This window comes from Dyella acidiphila, from assembly GCF_014863405.1.
In the GTDB taxonomy this organism is placed as follows: Bacteria; Pseudomonadota; Gammaproteobacteria; order Xanthomonadales; family Rhodanobacteraceae; genus Dyella_B; species Dyella_B acidiphila.
Window position 1 is genome coordinate 195221 of record NZ_JACZZA010000008.1, and the last position, 13148, is coordinate 208368.

Annotated in this window: 15 protein-coding genes; all 15 read left to right on the plus strand. The window is 66.7% G+C overall.

Annotated elements, in window-relative coordinates; translation table 11 throughout:
- The first annotated feature begins 2 nt into the window (after positions 1-2).
- The 15 genes from cobO to ruvA all read left to right on the plus strand — a co-directional run bounded on the left by cobO (position 3) and on the right by ruvA (position 13118).
- Positions 3-605, plus strand: a complete 603-nt coding sequence (gene cobO, locus IGX34_RS13895) for a cob(I)yrinic acid a,c-diamide adenosyltransferase (RefSeq protein ID WP_192556424.1) — start codon at positions 3-5, stop codon at positions 603-605.
- Positions 602-1894 carry a cobyrinic acid a,c-diamide synthase CobB gene (locus IGX34_RS13900; RefSeq protein WP_192556321.1) on the plus strand — a complete coding sequence of 431 codons (1293 nt, stop codon included), beginning with the start codon at positions 602-604 and terminating at the stop codon, positions 1892-1894. Before cobO ends, IGX34_RS13900 begins: the two co-directional genes overlap by 4 nt.
- Positions 1891-2814, plus strand: coding sequence for an adenosylcobinamide-phosphate synthase CbiB (gene cbiB / locus IGX34_RS13905; RefSeq protein ID WP_192556322.1), 924 nt, complete (start codon positions 1891-1893; stop codon positions 2812-2814). Before IGX34_RS13900 ends, cbiB begins: the two co-directional genes overlap by 4 nt.
- Positions 2807-3790 carry a threonine-phosphate decarboxylase CobD gene (cobD, locus tag IGX34_RS13910; RefSeq protein WP_192556323.1) on the plus strand — a complete coding sequence of 328 codons (984 nt, stop codon included), beginning with the start codon at positions 2807-2809 and terminating at the stop codon, positions 3788-3790. Before cbiB ends, cobD begins: the two co-directional genes overlap by 8 nt.
- Positions 3787-5247 (plus strand): cobyric acid synthase, encoded by a 1461-nt coding sequence (locus IGX34_RS13915; RefSeq protein ID WP_192556324.1) that lies wholly within the window; start codon positions 3787-3789, stop codon positions 5245-5247. The genes cobD and IGX34_RS13915 overlap by 4 nt, the downstream gene beginning before the upstream one ends.
- Positions 5247-5765 (plus strand): bifunctional adenosylcobinamide kinase/adenosylcobinamide-phosphate guanylyltransferase, encoded by a 519-nt coding sequence (cobU, locus tag IGX34_RS13920; protein WP_192556325.1) that lies wholly within the window; start codon positions 5247-5249, stop codon positions 5763-5765. The genes IGX34_RS13915 and cobU overlap by 1 nt, the downstream gene beginning before the upstream one ends.
- Complete coding sequence (gene cobT, locus IGX34_RS13925) at positions 5765-6811, plus strand: nicotinate-nucleotide--dimethylbenzimidazole phosphoribosyltransferase (protein WP_192556326.1); 1047 nt, start codon at positions 5765-5767, stop codon at positions 6809-6811. The genes cobU and cobT overlap by 1 nt, the downstream gene beginning before the upstream one ends.
- Complete coding sequence (locus IGX34_RS13930; protein WP_192556327.1) at positions 6808-7365, plus strand: histidine phosphatase family protein; 558 nt, start codon at positions 6808-6810, stop codon at positions 7363-7365. Before cobT ends, IGX34_RS13930 begins: the two co-directional genes overlap by 4 nt.
- Positions 7362-8087, plus strand: coding sequence for an adenosylcobinamide-GDP ribazoletransferase (locus IGX34_RS13935; RefSeq protein WP_192556425.1), 726 nt, complete (start codon positions 7362-7364; stop codon positions 8085-8087). The genes IGX34_RS13930 and IGX34_RS13935 overlap by 4 nt, the downstream gene beginning before the upstream one ends.
- Positions 8088-8173: 86 nt before the next feature.
- Positions 8174-8470: an FmdB family zinc ribbon protein gene (locus IGX34_RS13940; RefSeq protein ID WP_192556328.1), complete on the plus strand. Its 297-nt coding sequence runs from the start codon at positions 8174-8176 to the stop codon at positions 8468-8470.
- Between the two features lie 170 nt (positions 8471-8640).
- On the plus strand, positions 8641-10413 hold the full coding sequence (gene aspS / locus IGX34_RS13945) for an aspartate--tRNA ligase (protein ID WP_192556329.1): 1773 nt from the start codon (positions 8641-8643) through the stop codon (positions 10411-10413).
- Between the two features lie 69 nt (positions 10414-10482).
- On the plus strand, positions 10483-11112 hold the full coding sequence (locus IGX34_RS13950) for an alpha/beta hydrolase (RefSeq protein ID WP_192556330.1): 630 nt from the start codon (positions 10483-10485) through the stop codon (positions 11110-11112).
- A 117-nt stretch (positions 11113-11229) separates the two neighbouring features.
- Positions 11230-11961, plus strand: coding sequence for a YebC/PmpR family DNA-binding transcriptional regulator (locus IGX34_RS13955; protein WP_192556331.1), 732 nt, complete (start codon positions 11230-11232; stop codon positions 11959-11961).
- Positions 11962-12003: 42 nt separating this feature from the next.
- The gene (ruvC, locus tag IGX34_RS13960) at positions 12004-12525 is read left to right on the plus strand and encodes a crossover junction endodeoxyribonuclease RuvC (RefSeq protein WP_192556332.1); all 522 of its coding nucleotides are present in this window, start codon (positions 12004-12006) and stop codon (positions 12523-12525) included.
- The gene (ruvA, locus tag IGX34_RS13965) at positions 12522-13118 is read left to right on the plus strand and encodes a Holliday junction branch migration protein RuvA (protein WP_192556333.1); all 597 of its coding nucleotides are present in this window, start codon (positions 12522-12524) and stop codon (positions 13116-13118) included. The genes ruvC and ruvA overlap by 4 nt, the downstream gene beginning before the upstream one ends.
- Positions 13119-13148: the final 30 nt, after the last annotated feature.

The following is a 13148-nucleotide window of genomic DNA, read 5'->3' on the forward strand; positions in this document are numbered from 1 at the left end:
CGATGACGCCCGAAGAGCGTCATCGCGAGCGCATGCAGCGCAAGAAGGAACTGGTCGATCGCAAGATCGAGCGCGCCACCATCGACCGTGGCGTGCTGGTGGTGAATACCGGCAACGGCAAGGGCAAGAGCTCCTCCGGCTTCGGCATGCTGGCGCGTTCGCTGGGCCATGGCTTGCGCTGCGGCGTGGTGCAATTCATCAAGGGCACGTTTTCCACCGGCGAAGAAGCATTTTTCCGCCAATGCGGCGGCGAGCTGCTCGACTATCACGTGATGGGCGAGGGCTTTACCTGGGAGACCCAGGACAAGACCCGCGACATCGCCGCTGCGCAGGCGGCGTGGGCGATCGCCGCGCGCATGCTGGCCGATCCGGACTATGATTTCGTGCTGCTGGATGAACTCAATATCGCCCTGGTGAAGCAGTACGTGCAGCTTGAGCAAGTGCTTGCCGCGGTGGCTGCGCGGCCGCCGCGCCAGCATGTGGTGATCACCGGACGCGGCGCGCCGGATGGATTGGTTGCGGTGGCCGATACGGTGAGCGAGATGCGCGTGGTCAAGCATGCATTCGAAGCGGGCATCAAGGCGCAGAAAGGCGTGGAGTTGTGACACCGCGGCATTGTCCGGCGCTGCTGGTTTCCGCGCCTGCATCCGGCCAGGGCAAAACCTCGGTCACCGCGGCACTGGCGCGCTGGCATAGTCGCCAAGGCCGCCGCGTACGGGTGTTCAAGACCGGTCCCGATTTTCTCGATCCGATGCTGCTGCACTGTGCGGCCGGCACGCCGGCGTATCAGCTGGATCTGTGGATGTGCGGTGAAGCGGATGTGCGTGCGCGTTTGTTTGCTGCGGCCGGATCGGCCGACCTGATCCTGGTCGAAGGCGTGATGGGTCTGTTCGACGGCGAGCCCTCCAGCGCCGACCTCGCGCAACAGCTGGGCCTGCCGGTGCTGGCGGTGATCGACGGTTCGGCGATGGCGCAAACCTTCGGTGCGCTGGCCTGCGGACTGGCTTCGTATCGCGACGGACTGCCGTTTCACGGCGTGGCCGCCAATCGCATCGGCAGCGCTTATCACGCGCAACTGCTGCAACAGAGCCTGCCGCCGTCCCTGCATTGGCTGGGCGCACTGCCGCGCGATGCATCGCTGGCGTTGCCGGAACGTCATCTTGGCCTGGTGGCGGCGACCGAGTTGGCGGATATCGAGCAACGCCTCGATGCCCTGGCCGACGCCTGGGCCCGGCATGCCGCGACCACATTGCCGCCGGCGGTGGCGTTCGAACCGGTTGCGTCGTCGCCGGTACCGGCGCTGCTGCAAGGGCGGCGCATTGCGGTGGCGCGCGATGCGGCGTTCTGTTTTGTGTATCCGGCCAATCTCGATCTGCTGGAGCAGGCGGGGGCGCGGCTGTCGTTCTTCTCGCCGCTGGCGGGCGATACCTTGCCCGATTGCGATGCGGTGTGGCTGCCGGGTGGATATCCGGAATTGCATCTGCAAACGCTGGCACGCCAGCAGCCGTTGCACGCGGCGCTGCGTGCGCATCGCGATGCGGGCAAACCGATCCTGGCCGAGTGCGGCGGCTTGCTGTTTGCACTGGATACGCTGGCCGATCACGCCGGTCATGCAGCACCGATGGCCGGGCTGCTGCCCGGGCACGCCGCCATGCAGGCGCGTCTGGTGGCGCTGGGCATGCAGGCGGTCGATCTGCCGGAAGGGACCTTGCGTGGCCACAGTTTCCATCACGCCAAGGCGGTGATCGAGGCGTCGCCGCTGGTCCATGCGGCCAATCCGAATGGCGGCCCGTGCGAGGAAGCGGTGTATCGCGATCGGCGCCTTACCGCTAGCTTCATGCATTTTTATTTTCCGTCGAATCCGGTGGCGGCCATGCAGCTGTTCCTGCCATGAGCACGGCGCTGGCGATGTGCGCGGCGATCGCGCTGGACGCGTGGCTGGGCGAGCCGCGCGGCCTGCATCCACTGGTGCTGTTCGGGCGCATGGCTAATGCGATCGAAGCCCGCTTGTATGGCGACCGCCGCATTGCGGGTGTGTTGGCGTGGTCGCTGGCGGTATTGCCGTGGGTGATCGTGCTGGGCGCATTGCAGTGGCTGCTGCCGGCATGGGCGTCATGGTGCGTGGCGGTGGTGGTGCTGTATCTGGCGATCGGCCTGCGCAGCCTGGGCGAACATGCGCAGCCGGTGGCGCGCGCGCTAGCGGCCGATCAACTGGACGATGCGCGCCACGCCGTCGGGCGCATGGTCAGCCGCGATACCGCCGCACTCAATCCCGGCCAGGTGGCCGCAGCGGCAACCGAGTCGGTGCTGGAGAATGGCAACGATGCGGTCTTCGGCGCGCTGTTCTGGTTCGCGTTGCTCGGCGCACCGGGCGCCTTGTTGTACCGGCTGGCCAATACGCTGGATGCGATGTGGGGCTATCGCACGCCGCGCTACGAGCATTTCGGCTGGGCGGCGGCGCGCATCGACGATGTGCTCAATTTTGTGCCGGCACGGCTGACCGCGTTTAGCTACGCCTTGTGCGGGCATTTCACGGCGGCCATGCGTTGCTGGCGCAGCCAGGCGGCGCAGTGGGACAGCCCCAATGCGGGTCCCGTAATGGCCGCCGGCGCCGGTGCGTTGCGGGTACGCCTGGGCGGTGCCGCGCCGTATCACGGCGTGTGGGAAGCACGGCCGGAACTTGGTGAAGGCGATCTGCCCGATGCCGTCGCGATCGACCGCGCGCTGGCGCTGGTGCGTCGCGGCGTGCTGCTGTGGCTGTTGCTCGCGTTGCTTTTCAGTGCCTCGATGCACGCTGGTGGCATGCATGCTTGAACATGGCGGCCGCCTGCAGCGCGCGGCGCAGGAATACGGCATTGCATTGGAGCAGTGGCTGGATCTTTCTACCGGTATCAGTCCGTTCGCGTGGCCGGTGCCGTCCATTCCGGCGGCAGTCTGGCAACGCCTGCCCGAGGACGACGACGGCTTGCTCGAAGCTGCGCGCGCTTATTACCAGGCACCGCAGCTGCTGCCGGTGGCTGGTTCGCAGGCGGCGATCCAGACACTTCCTGAGCTGCGCCACGCATCGCGGGTGGGCGTGATCGCGCCGGGTTATGCCGAACATGCCCAGGCCTGGCAACGCGCCGGTCACGATGTGCGGCTCGCATCGGCCGAACTATTGCTGGCGGATCTGGCGCGCTGGGATGTACTGGTGTTGATCCATCCCAACAATCCTGGCGGCGAGCGCTTCCGCGTCGAAGATCTGCTGCGCATGCATGCCGAACTAGCGGCGCGTGGCGGCTGGCTGGTGGTCGACGAGGCGTTTATGGATGTCACGCCGGAACACAGCGTGTGTGCGTATACCGAGCGCGAGGGCTTGATCGTGCTGCGTTCGGTCGGCAAATTCTTCGGCCTGGCCGGTGCGCGCGCCGGCTTCGTCTGCGCGGCTTCGCCGCTGCTGGATGCATTGCGGGAAAAGCTCGGGCCGTGGACGTTGAGCGGACCGGCCCGCTACGTATTGCGGCAGGCGCTGGCCGATCGCCACTGGCAGATCACGGCGCGTATGCGCCTGGATACTGCCAGCCGCCTGCTGTCGGCATTGCTGGCCAGGCATGCGCTCGGGCCGACCGCCGGCTGTGGCCTGTTCCAGTGGTGCCGCCGCGATGATGCCGCGGCTGTGCATCGCGCGCTGGCCAGGCGTGGCATTCTTACCCGCTTGTTCGATACGCCGCCCAGTCTGCGCTTCGGCCTGCTGCCCGATGAAGCGGCTTTCCGGCGCCTGGATGCGGCGCTCAGCGAGGTGTTGCAGTGAGCGCGCATGTGCTGATGGTGCAAGGCTGCACTTCTGATGCGGGCAAGAGCGCACTGGTGACGGCGCTATGCCGCTGGGCACGGCGGCACGGTGTGCGGGTTGCGCCGTTCAAGCCGCAGAACATGGCCTTGAATTCGGCGGTAACGGTCGACGGCGGCGAAATCGGTCGCGCACAGGCGGTGCAGGCGCAGGCTTGCGGCGTGGAACCGCGAGTGGATTTCAATCCGGTACTGCTCAAGCCCAACAGCGACACCGGCGCGCAGGTGATCGTGCACGGACATGCCGTGGCCGAGATGGATGCGCGCGATTACCACAGCTACAAGCGCCACGCCTTCGAGGCGGTGATGACGTCGCATCGACGCCTGACGCATGCCTATGAGGCCGTGATCGTGGAAGGTGCAGGCAGTCCGGCCGAGATCAATCTGCGCGATCGCGACATCGCCAATATGGGCTATGCCGAGGCGGTGGATTGTCCGGTGATCCTGATTGCCGACATCGACCGTGGCGGTGTTTTTGCACATCTCGTCGGCACGCTGGCGCTGCTCTCGGCCAGCGAGCGTGCGCGTGTGGTCGGCTTCGTCATCAACCGTTTTCGCGGCGATATCGCCTTGCTGCAACCGGGACTCGACTGGCTGCAACGCGAAACCGGCAAGCCGGTGCTGGGTGTGCTGCCGTATCTGCATGGGCTGCAACTGGAAGCGGAAGATGCGTTGCCGCGTGTACGCGACAGCAAGCCCGATGCGCGGTTGCGCGTGGTGGTGCCGGCGCTGCCGCGGATCAGCAATCACACCGATTTCGATGCGTTGCGTGCGCATCCGCAGGTGGACCTGCACCTGCTTGGTCCGGGCGAGGCGCCGCCTGCCTGCGACCTGATCATCCTGCCGGGCTCCAAATCCACCCGCGCGGATCTGGCCTGGCTGCGTGCGCAAGGCTGGGATAGGGCGATTGCGCGGCATCTGCGCTATGGCGGCAAGCTGATCGGCATCTGCGGCGGCTTGCAGATGCTGGGACGGGCGATCCACGATCCGCTCGGCATCGAGGGCGTCGCCGGTTCCAGCGACGGCTTGGCATGGCTGGATCTGGAAACGACGCTGGAGCTGGGCAAGCAGTTGCATCGCACGCGCGGTCGCCTGAGCTTCGGCGACGCGCACGTGCATGGCTACGAAATTCACTGCGGCGTTAGCTACGGCCCCGCACTGGCCACGCCGTTTGCTCGGCTCGACGGCGGCCGCAACGATGGGGCACTATCGGCGGACGGCCAGATCGTGGGCACGTATCTGCACGGCGTGTTCGACGATCCGCAGGCATTGCACGCCCTGCTGCAATGGGCCGGTCTGCACGATGCGGTCACGCTCGACGTACACGCGCTGCGCGAAGCTAGCATCGAGCGGCTGGCCGATGCGGTCGAACAGCATCTGGATACCGCGCAGCTGAAATCCTGGTTGGGAGTTGCCTGATGCGTACCCTGATTCTCGGTGGCGCCCGCTCCGGCAAAAGCGCACTGGCCGAACGCATGGCCGGCGCGAGCGGGCTGGAAGTGATGTACGTGGCCACCGCGCAGCCGGGCGATGCGGAAATGGCGGCGCGTATCGCGCACCACCGCGCGCGGCGCGCGGCCGAATGGATCTGCGTGGAAGAACCGTTACGGCTGGCCGCGGTATTGCGCACGCATGCACGCGCGGGCCGCTGCCTGCTGGTCGATTGTCTTACGCTGTGGCTGAGCAACCTGCTCGGTGCGGCCGATGCGGCATGCGTCGAGCGCGAACGCGATGCGCTGCTGGAAGTGCTGCCGCAATTGCCCGGCGAGATAGTGCTGGTCAGCAACGAGGTAGGCTTGGGCATCGTGCCGATGGGCGCCTTGACGCGCCGTTTCGTCGACGAAGCCGGACGCCTGCATCAATCCGTGGCCGCCGCGAGCGAACGCGTACTGTTCGTCGCTGCCGGCCTGCCTATGGTCTTGAAGGGAACCTTGTGATGAGTCTCGATTGGCTGGGCGCGCCTTGCGCTACTCCTGACGCCGCCATCGCCGATACGGCGCGCGCGCACCAGACGCAATTGACCAAGCCGCCGGGTTCGCTCGGTCAGCTGGAGTCGCTGGCGATCCAGCTGGCCGCGCTGCAGCGCGTGCCGAATCCTGCCGTGGAGCAGGTGTGGATCAGCGTATTTGCCGGCGACCATGGCGTGGCCGACGAGGGCGTATCGGCGTTTCCGCAAGTGGTCACCGGCGAGATGGTGCGCAATTTCGCCACCGGCGGCGCAGCGATCAGCGTGCTGGCGCGCAGCCTTGGCGCGCAGCTGGAAGTGGTCAACCTGGGCACGGTCAACGACCCGGGCGACATTCCCGGCGTGCGCCGCGCGATCATCGCGCCGTCGACTGCGAATTTTTGCCTCGGCCCGGCGATGAGCGAGGCGCAGTTCGCCGCGGCGCTGGCGGCGGGCGCTGACAGCGTGCGCGCGGCCAAGGCCGCCGGGGCGCAACTTTTTATCGGCGGCGAAATGGGTATCGCCAATACCACCGCGGCGACCGCCGTGGCCTGCGCCTTGCTGGATGAGCCGCCGTCGCGCCTGGCCGGTGCCGGCACCGGTCTCAATGCCGAAGGCATTCGCCACAAGGTGAGTGTGCTGGAGCGCGCGCTGGCGCAGCACGCCGATGCGGTCACCGCAGCGGAACGGCTGCGCCGGCTCGGCGGTTTCGAGATTGCCGCGCTGACCGGCGCGTATATCGCCGCGGCCCAGGCGGGCCTGCCGGTGCTGGTGGATGGCTTCATCAGCACCACCGCTGCGCTGGCCGCGGTGGCAATCCAGCCGCAAGTGCGTGCGTGGCTGTTGTTTGCACATCGCTCGAAGGAGCATGGCCACGCGCGCCTGTTGCAGGCGCTGGACGCCGAGCCGCTGCTCGATCTGAGCTTGCGCCTGGGTGAAGCCAGCGGCGCGGCCACCGCCGTGCCGCTGCTGCGCCTGGCCTGCGCGCTGCATAACGGCATGGCCACTTTTGCCCAGGCGGGTGTGTCGAACGCATGAGCGTGCAACTGGAACTGCTGCGCCATGGCGACACCGGTCAGCGCAGTTATCGTGGTCAACTGGACGATGCCTTGAGCGAGCAGGGCTGGGCGCAATTGCGCGCGGCGGTGCAGGGCCGTGCATGGGATCGCATCGTGTCTTCCAGCCTGCAGCGTTGCGCCGCCTTTGCGCAGGAACTCGCCGCCGCACGGCAGTTGCCGCTGCAGTTGGACGCGCGTCTGGCCGAATACCATTTCGGCGCATGGCAGGGCGTGCCGATCGAGCGCATTGCACAGGAGCAGGGCGATGCCCTGGGGCGCTTCTGGGCCGATCCGGTCGCGTGTCCGCCGCCCGGCGCGGAAACTTTCCAGGCCTTCCGCGATCGGTTAACTGCTGCGCTGGACGATCTGGCCGCCACGGCGAGGGACCAGCGCGTACTGGTGATCACTCATGGAGGCGCGATTCGCTTGCTGCGCTGTCTGGCCGAACAACGAAGCTACGGCGACATGGCCGGCATCGACGTGCCGCATGCCTCGCTGCATCCCCTGGCATGGCGCAATGCGGTGGCGGTCTGATGCGCGGGCTGCTGGTCGCGCTGGGTTTTCTGACGCGCCTGCCGGTGCCCCCGGGCGCGTTCGACGATACGCGTGCGCGTTCCGCTTCACTGGTCTGGTATCCGCTGGTCGGCTTGCTGATCGGCCTGTTGCTGGGTGTCTTGGCCTGGCTGTTGCGCGATACGCCGCCGCTGCTCACCGCGGGGCTGGTGGTCACCGCGTGGACGGTGCTGACCGGCGCCTTGCATCTGGACGGGCTGGCCGACAGCGCCGACGCCTGGATCGGCGGCCTGGGCGACCGCGAAAAAACCCTGGCGATCATGAAGGACCCGCGCTGCGGGCCGGCCGGCGTGTTGGCGATCGTGCTGGCGCTGCTGCTGAAATTCGGTGCCATCGCCAGCCTGCATCCGGCGCCGTGGTCGGAGCTGATCCTGGCGCCGCTGCTGGCTCGGGCCAGTCTGACCGCCTTGTTTCTAACCACCCCGTATGTGCGCGGCGGCGGCCTGGGCGCGGCGCTGTCGAGCGCGCCGCGCAATGCGTGTGCGGTGGCGATCGCCATCAGCGCCGGCTTTTGTCTGCTTGGGCGCTGGCACGGCGTGGTCGCCCTGGGCGTGACTGCGGTGGTGTTCATGCTATGGCGCGGCGCCTGCGTGAAGCGGCTTGGCGGCATCACCGGCGATACCGCGGGTGCGCTGACGGAGTTGATCGAGGTGGCCGTGCTGGTGGCCTTGACGGTGCGTTGAGGGCGTCGTGCAGTTGAAATCCCTCCTGCTGGCCCGATAATGACCCGCTGCCACGGCTGCGGCCGGCGGCATTGCGGAGTGTGTCCATGCCTATTTACGAATTTCAGTGCAACGCCTGCGGCCATCGCTTCGATCGGCTGCAGAAGCTGTCCGATCCCGATCCGTCGACCTGCCCCAGCTGTGGAGCGCCGCAGGTGCAGCGCCAGCTGAGCGCGCCGCAGTTCCGGCTGGCCGGCGGCGGCTGGTACGAAACCGACTTCAAGAAAGACGGCGACAAGAAGCGCAACCTGGCCGGCGACGGTGCCACCAGCAAGCCTGCCGAAAGCGCACCCGCGCCGGCGCCTGCCCCGGCGCCCAGCACATCGAGCGGCTCGTCCGACTGATCCGGTCACCCCGGCGCAGGCCGGGGTCCAGCGTCTTTCGCGCTGGTCGAGCATCTCCAGGTCACTGGGTCCAGGCTTTCGCCGGGACGACGGGGTAGTGCCGCAGTGTTAAGATTCCGGGTCTTTTCCACGTCGATTCGCCGCCTGGGCGGCCCGGAGTTTCCTTTCGTATGCGCACGCACTACTGCGGCCTTATCAATGAGTCGCTGATCGGCCAGACCGTCACCCTGTGCGGCTGGGTGAACACGCTACGCCTGCAGAGCCACGTCGCCTTCGTCGACCTGCGCGACCACGAGGGCCTGGCCCAGGTGGTAATCGAGCGCGAGAACGCCGCCGCCTTCGCCGTGGCCGGCGAACTGGGCTACGAGTACTGCGTACGCGTTACCGGCAGCATCCGCCAGCGCCTCTCCGCCAACGACAAGCTCAAGACGGGCACCGTGGAGCTGCTGGCCGAGCGGGTGGAAATTCTCAATGCCGCGAAGGATCTGCCGTTCGCGCTGCACGAGAATCCCAACGAGGACATGCGGATGACTTACCGCTACCTCGACCTCCGTCGTCCCGACATGCAGAACATGCTGCGCACCCGCATCAAGCTGGTGCAGGCGCTGCGCCGCTATCTGGATGCGCGCGGTTTCCAGGACATCGAAACGCCGATCCTCACCAAGGCCACGCCGGAAGGCGCGCGCGATTACCTGGTGCCCAGCCGCGTGCATCCGGGCCAGTTCTACGCGCTGCCGCAGTCGCCACAGCTGTTCAAGCAGATTCTGATGATGGCCGGTTTCGACCGCTACTATCAGATCGCCCGCTGCTTCCGCGACGAAGACCTGCGCGCCGATCGCCAGCCGGAATTCACCCAGCTCGATCTCGAATTCGCCTTCGTCGAAGAGCAGGACGTGCAGGATTTCGTCGAAGGGCTGATCCGCCACGTGTTCAAGGAAGTCGTGGACGTGGAACTCGCTGCCACGTTCCCGCGCATGACCTGGGAAGAAGCGATGCGCCGCTTCGGCTCGGACAAGCCGGACCTGCGCATTGCGCTGGAGCTGGCCGATGTGGCCGATGCGCTCAAGCAGGTCGAATTCAAGGTGTTTGCCGAGCCGGCCAACGATCCGGCCGGCCGTGTGGCCGCGCTGCGCGTACCGGGCGGTGCGGCGCTGAGCCGCAAGGAAATCGATCAGCTCACCGAATACGTGGCCAAGTACGGCGCCAAGGGCCTGGCCTGGATCAAGGTGGAAGATCTGGCCAAGGGCCGCGACGGCATCAATTCGCCGGTGGCCAAGTTCCTCGACGATACGGCGCTGGAGACGGTGCTCAAGGCCACCGGTGCGCAGTCGGGCGACATGGTGTTCGTCGGCGCGGGCAAGTGGAAGACGGTTACCGATTTCATGGGCGCGCTGCGCCTGAAGGTCGGCAAGGATCGCGGCCTGGTGGAAAACAGCTGGAAGCCGCTGTGGGTGACCGACTTCCCGATGTTCGAATACGACGAGGAAGAGCAGCGCTTCGTGGCGCTGCATCACCCATTCACCGCGCCCAAGGTCGACGATATTGCCGATCTGCGCGCCAATGCCGCCCACGCTGTGAGCCGCGGCTATGACATGGTGCTCAACGGCAACGAGATCGGCGGCGGTTCGATCCGTATCCATCGCCCGGACATGCAGAGCGCGGTGTTCGAACTGCTGGGTATCGGTGCGGACGAAGCGGAAATGAAATTCGGCTTCCTGCTCAAGGCGCTGAAGTTCGGCGCGCCGCCGCACGGCGGCCTGGCCTTCGGCATCGACCGCATTGCCGCGCTGATGGCCGGTACTGAATCGATCCGCGACGTGATCGCGTTCCCCAAGACCACCAGTGCGCAGGATCTGATGACCGACGCCCCGTCGCTGGTGAGCGATGCGCAGCTCAAGGAGCTGCATGTGGCGGTCGCTACAGTCGACGAGACGAAGCGCTGAGTACCGTTGCCTCCTCTCCTCAGCGGGGAGAGGGGGCAATCGGATGGCGGCGAGATTGGAAGTCCATCGATGACCGAACACATCATCCTGCTGCACGGCCTGTGGATGCGCGGTTTCGCGCTGGGCGTGCTGCATCGGCGCCTGATGGAAGAGGGTTTTCGCGTCCATCGCTTCGATTACATGAGCGTGGCCACCGCGCAGGAGCGCATCCTGTCGCGGCTGTGCGCCGGCATGGCCGACTGCGCGCCGGAAACGGTGCACTTGGTCGGCCACAGCCTGGGTGGCCTGCTGGCCCTGCGCGCCTGCCTCGAACCGGTCGAACTGCCGCCGGGTCGGGTGGTCTGCCTGGGTTCGCCGCTGAAGGGCAGCGCCGCGGCACGGGCCTTCGCCAAGTGGGGCCGCGGCAGCGAGGTGCTGCTGGGCCATAACCGGACGTTGCTGGAGCAGGGCCTGGAGGCCTGGGATGGCCCGCGCCAGGTGGGCATGATTGCCGGCCGCATGCCGATCGGCCTGGGCGCCATGCTGGGCCATATCGCCGGGGAGCACGACGGCACCGTGGCGGTGGAGGAAACCCAACTGCCGGGCCTGGCCGACCACTGCGTGGTCGAAACCAGCCATACCGGCCTGCTGATTTCGGCCGAGGTGGCGCAGCTGGCGACCAGCTTCCTGCGCAACGGGCGGTTCCAGCGCCAGCCCTGAGGCGCCATGCCTCCTGCCATCCGGGGCTTTGCCGGGGCGGCAATCGGATCTTTCCCGCTCTTTTACCGCAATGCAGTAAAATCGCCCGCTTGTCATTAGATCCAGCCAGGAATCGCCATGGGTAGAGGCCCGTCCATCGAAGGTCGCAAGAACGCCGAAGACGCCAAGCGCGCCAAGGTGTTTACCAAGCTGATCCGCGAAATCACTGTCGCCACGCGCGCTGGAGTGCCTGATCCGGGCCACAACCCGCGCCTGCGCGCGGCGGTGGACAAGGCGCTGACGGCCAACATGTCCAAGGACACCATCGAGCGCGCGATCAAGCGCGGCTCCGGCGCCGACGGTGGCGCCAAGATGGAAGAGCTGCGCTATGAAGGCTACGGGCCGGCCGGCATCGCCCTGATCATCGAATGCTTCACCGACAATCCCACCCGTACCGTGGCCGATGTGCGCCATGCGCTGACCAAGCACGGCGGCAACCTCGGCACCAGCGGCTCGGTGGCCTTCCAGTTCACCCGTTGCGGCGAGCTGGTGTTCGGCACCGGCGGCGATGCGGCCGCGGAAGAAAAGGTGCTGGAAGCAGCGCTCGAAGCGGGCGCCGATGACGTGATCAACGAAAACGGCGAAAGCACGGTGGTGTGCGCGCCGGAGCATTTCGAAGCGGTGCAGCAGGCGCTGATCGAGGCCAAGCTCGACGCGCAGCATGCCGGCGTGGTGATGCGTCCGAACACGCGCACCGCCGTTACCGGCGAGGCGCTGGAAACGCTTACCGATCTGCTCGACAAGCTCGACGCGCTGGACGATGTGAGCGAGGTGTATCACAACGCCTTGCTGCCGGCCGACGCTGCCTGACGTGACCGCGATTGTGACAACGGTTGTGACTGCCCGCGCGCAATGATCCGCATCATCGGCATTGATCCGGGCAGCCAGCGCACGGGTATCGGCATTGTGGATGTCGATGCCGCTGGCAAGCTGTCGCACGTATTCCACGCGGCACTGGTGGTGGCCGGCGAAGAGAATTTTCCGCTGCGCCTCAAACACATTTTTGATGGCATCAGTGAGATCATCGCCGCCCATCGCCCCGTCGAGTGCGGCATCGAGCGCGTGTTCATGGCGCGCAATGCCGATTCCGCGCTTAAACTCGGGCAGGCACGCGGCGCCGCCATCTGCGCCGTGGTCAATCGGGGGATTGCCGTGCACGAATACGCAGCGACCGAAGTGAAGCAGGCGGTGGTCGGCAGCGGCCGCAGCGACAAGACCCAGGTGCAGCACATGATCGGCGTGCTGCTCGGCTTGAAGGGTCCGATCCAGGCCGACGCGGCCGACGCGCTGGCGATTGCCGTGGCGCATGCACACACGCGCTCCAGTCTTGAACGCGTGGGCATTCCGCGCACCGCATGGAGACGTCGCCGATGATCGGCCGACTACGAGGCATTCTGGTTTCCAAGCAGCCGCCGTGGCTGCTGGTGGAAGTAGGCGGTGTGGGCTACGAGCTGGAAGCGCCGATGTCCACCATCTACGACCTGCCGGCCACCGGCAAGGAAGTCACCCTGCTGACGCACTACGCGGTGAAGGAAGACAGCGTTGCGCTATACGGTTTTCTGCATGAGGCCGAGCGCACGCTGTTCCGCAATCTGCAGAAGGTAAGCGGCATCGGCGCGAAGATTTCGCTGGCCGTGCTGTCGGGCGTGTCCACCCAAGACTTCGCGCGCCTGGTGCAGGCCGGCGACGTAGTTGCGCTGACCAAGATCCCCGGCATCGGCAAGAAGACCGCCGAGCGCATGGTGGTGGAGCTGCGCGACCGCGTGGATGGCCTGGGCGCCAGCGTGCCGGGTTTTTCCGCGGCGTCGAATATGCCGCTCGATCCGGCCGGCGAAGCCACCGTCGCCCTGCAGCAGCTCGGCTACAAGCCGGCCGAAGTTACCCGGCTGGTGCAGAAGGTCGCCGCCGACGGCGACAGCGCCGAATCCATTATCCGCAAGGCGCTGCGCGCCGCACTCGGGAGTTAATGCGTGGGTCACGATATTCATCAGGGCTTG

Excerpts from the sequence above, each read along its gene's own strand:
- aspS (WP_192556329.1), top strand. The coding sequence starts at position 8,641 with ATGCGCACGCACTACTGCGGCCTTATCAATGAGTCGCTGATCGGCCAG.
- ruvC (WP_192556332.1), top strand. The coding sequence starts at position 12,004 with ATGATCCGCATCATCGGCATTGATCCGGGCAGCCAGCGCACGGGTATC.
- cbiB (WP_192556322.1), top strand. The coding sequence starts at position 1,891 with ATGAGCACGGCGCTGGCGATGTGCGCGGCGATCGCGCTGGACGCGTGG.
- cobD (WP_192556323.1), top strand. The coding sequence starts at position 2,807 with ATGCTTGAACATGGCGGCCGCCTGCAGCGCGCGGCGCAGGAATACGGC.
- cobU (WP_192556325.1), top strand. The coding sequence starts at position 5,247 with ATGCGTACCCTGATTCTCGGTGGCGCCCGCTCCGGCAAAAGCGCACTG.
- ruvA (WP_192556333.1), top strand. The coding sequence starts at position 12,522 with ATGATCGGCCGACTACGAGGCATTCTGGTTTCCAAGCAGCCGCCGTGG.
- IGX34_RS13955 (WP_192556331.1), top strand. The coding sequence starts at position 11,230 with ATGGGTAGAGGCCCGTCCATCGAAGGTCGCAAGAACGCCGAAGACGCC.
- IGX34_RS13950 (WP_192556330.1), top strand. The coding sequence starts at position 10,483 with ATGACCGAACACATCATCCTGCTGCACGGCCTGTGGATGCGCGGTTTC.
- IGX34_RS13940 (WP_192556328.1), top strand. The coding sequence starts at position 8,174 with ATGCCTATTTACGAATTTCAGTGCAACGCCTGCGGCCATCGCTTCGAT.
- cobO (WP_192556424.1), top strand. The coding sequence starts at position 3 with ATGACGCCCGAAGAGCGTCATCGCGAGCGCATGCAGCGCAAGAAGGAA.
- cobT (WP_192556326.1), top strand. The coding sequence starts at position 5,765 with ATGAGTCTCGATTGGCTGGGCGCGCCTTGCGCTACTCCTGACGCCGCC.
- IGX34_RS13930 (WP_192556327.1), top strand. The coding sequence starts at position 6,808 with ATGAGCGTGCAACTGGAACTGCTGCGCCATGGCGACACCGGTCAGCGC.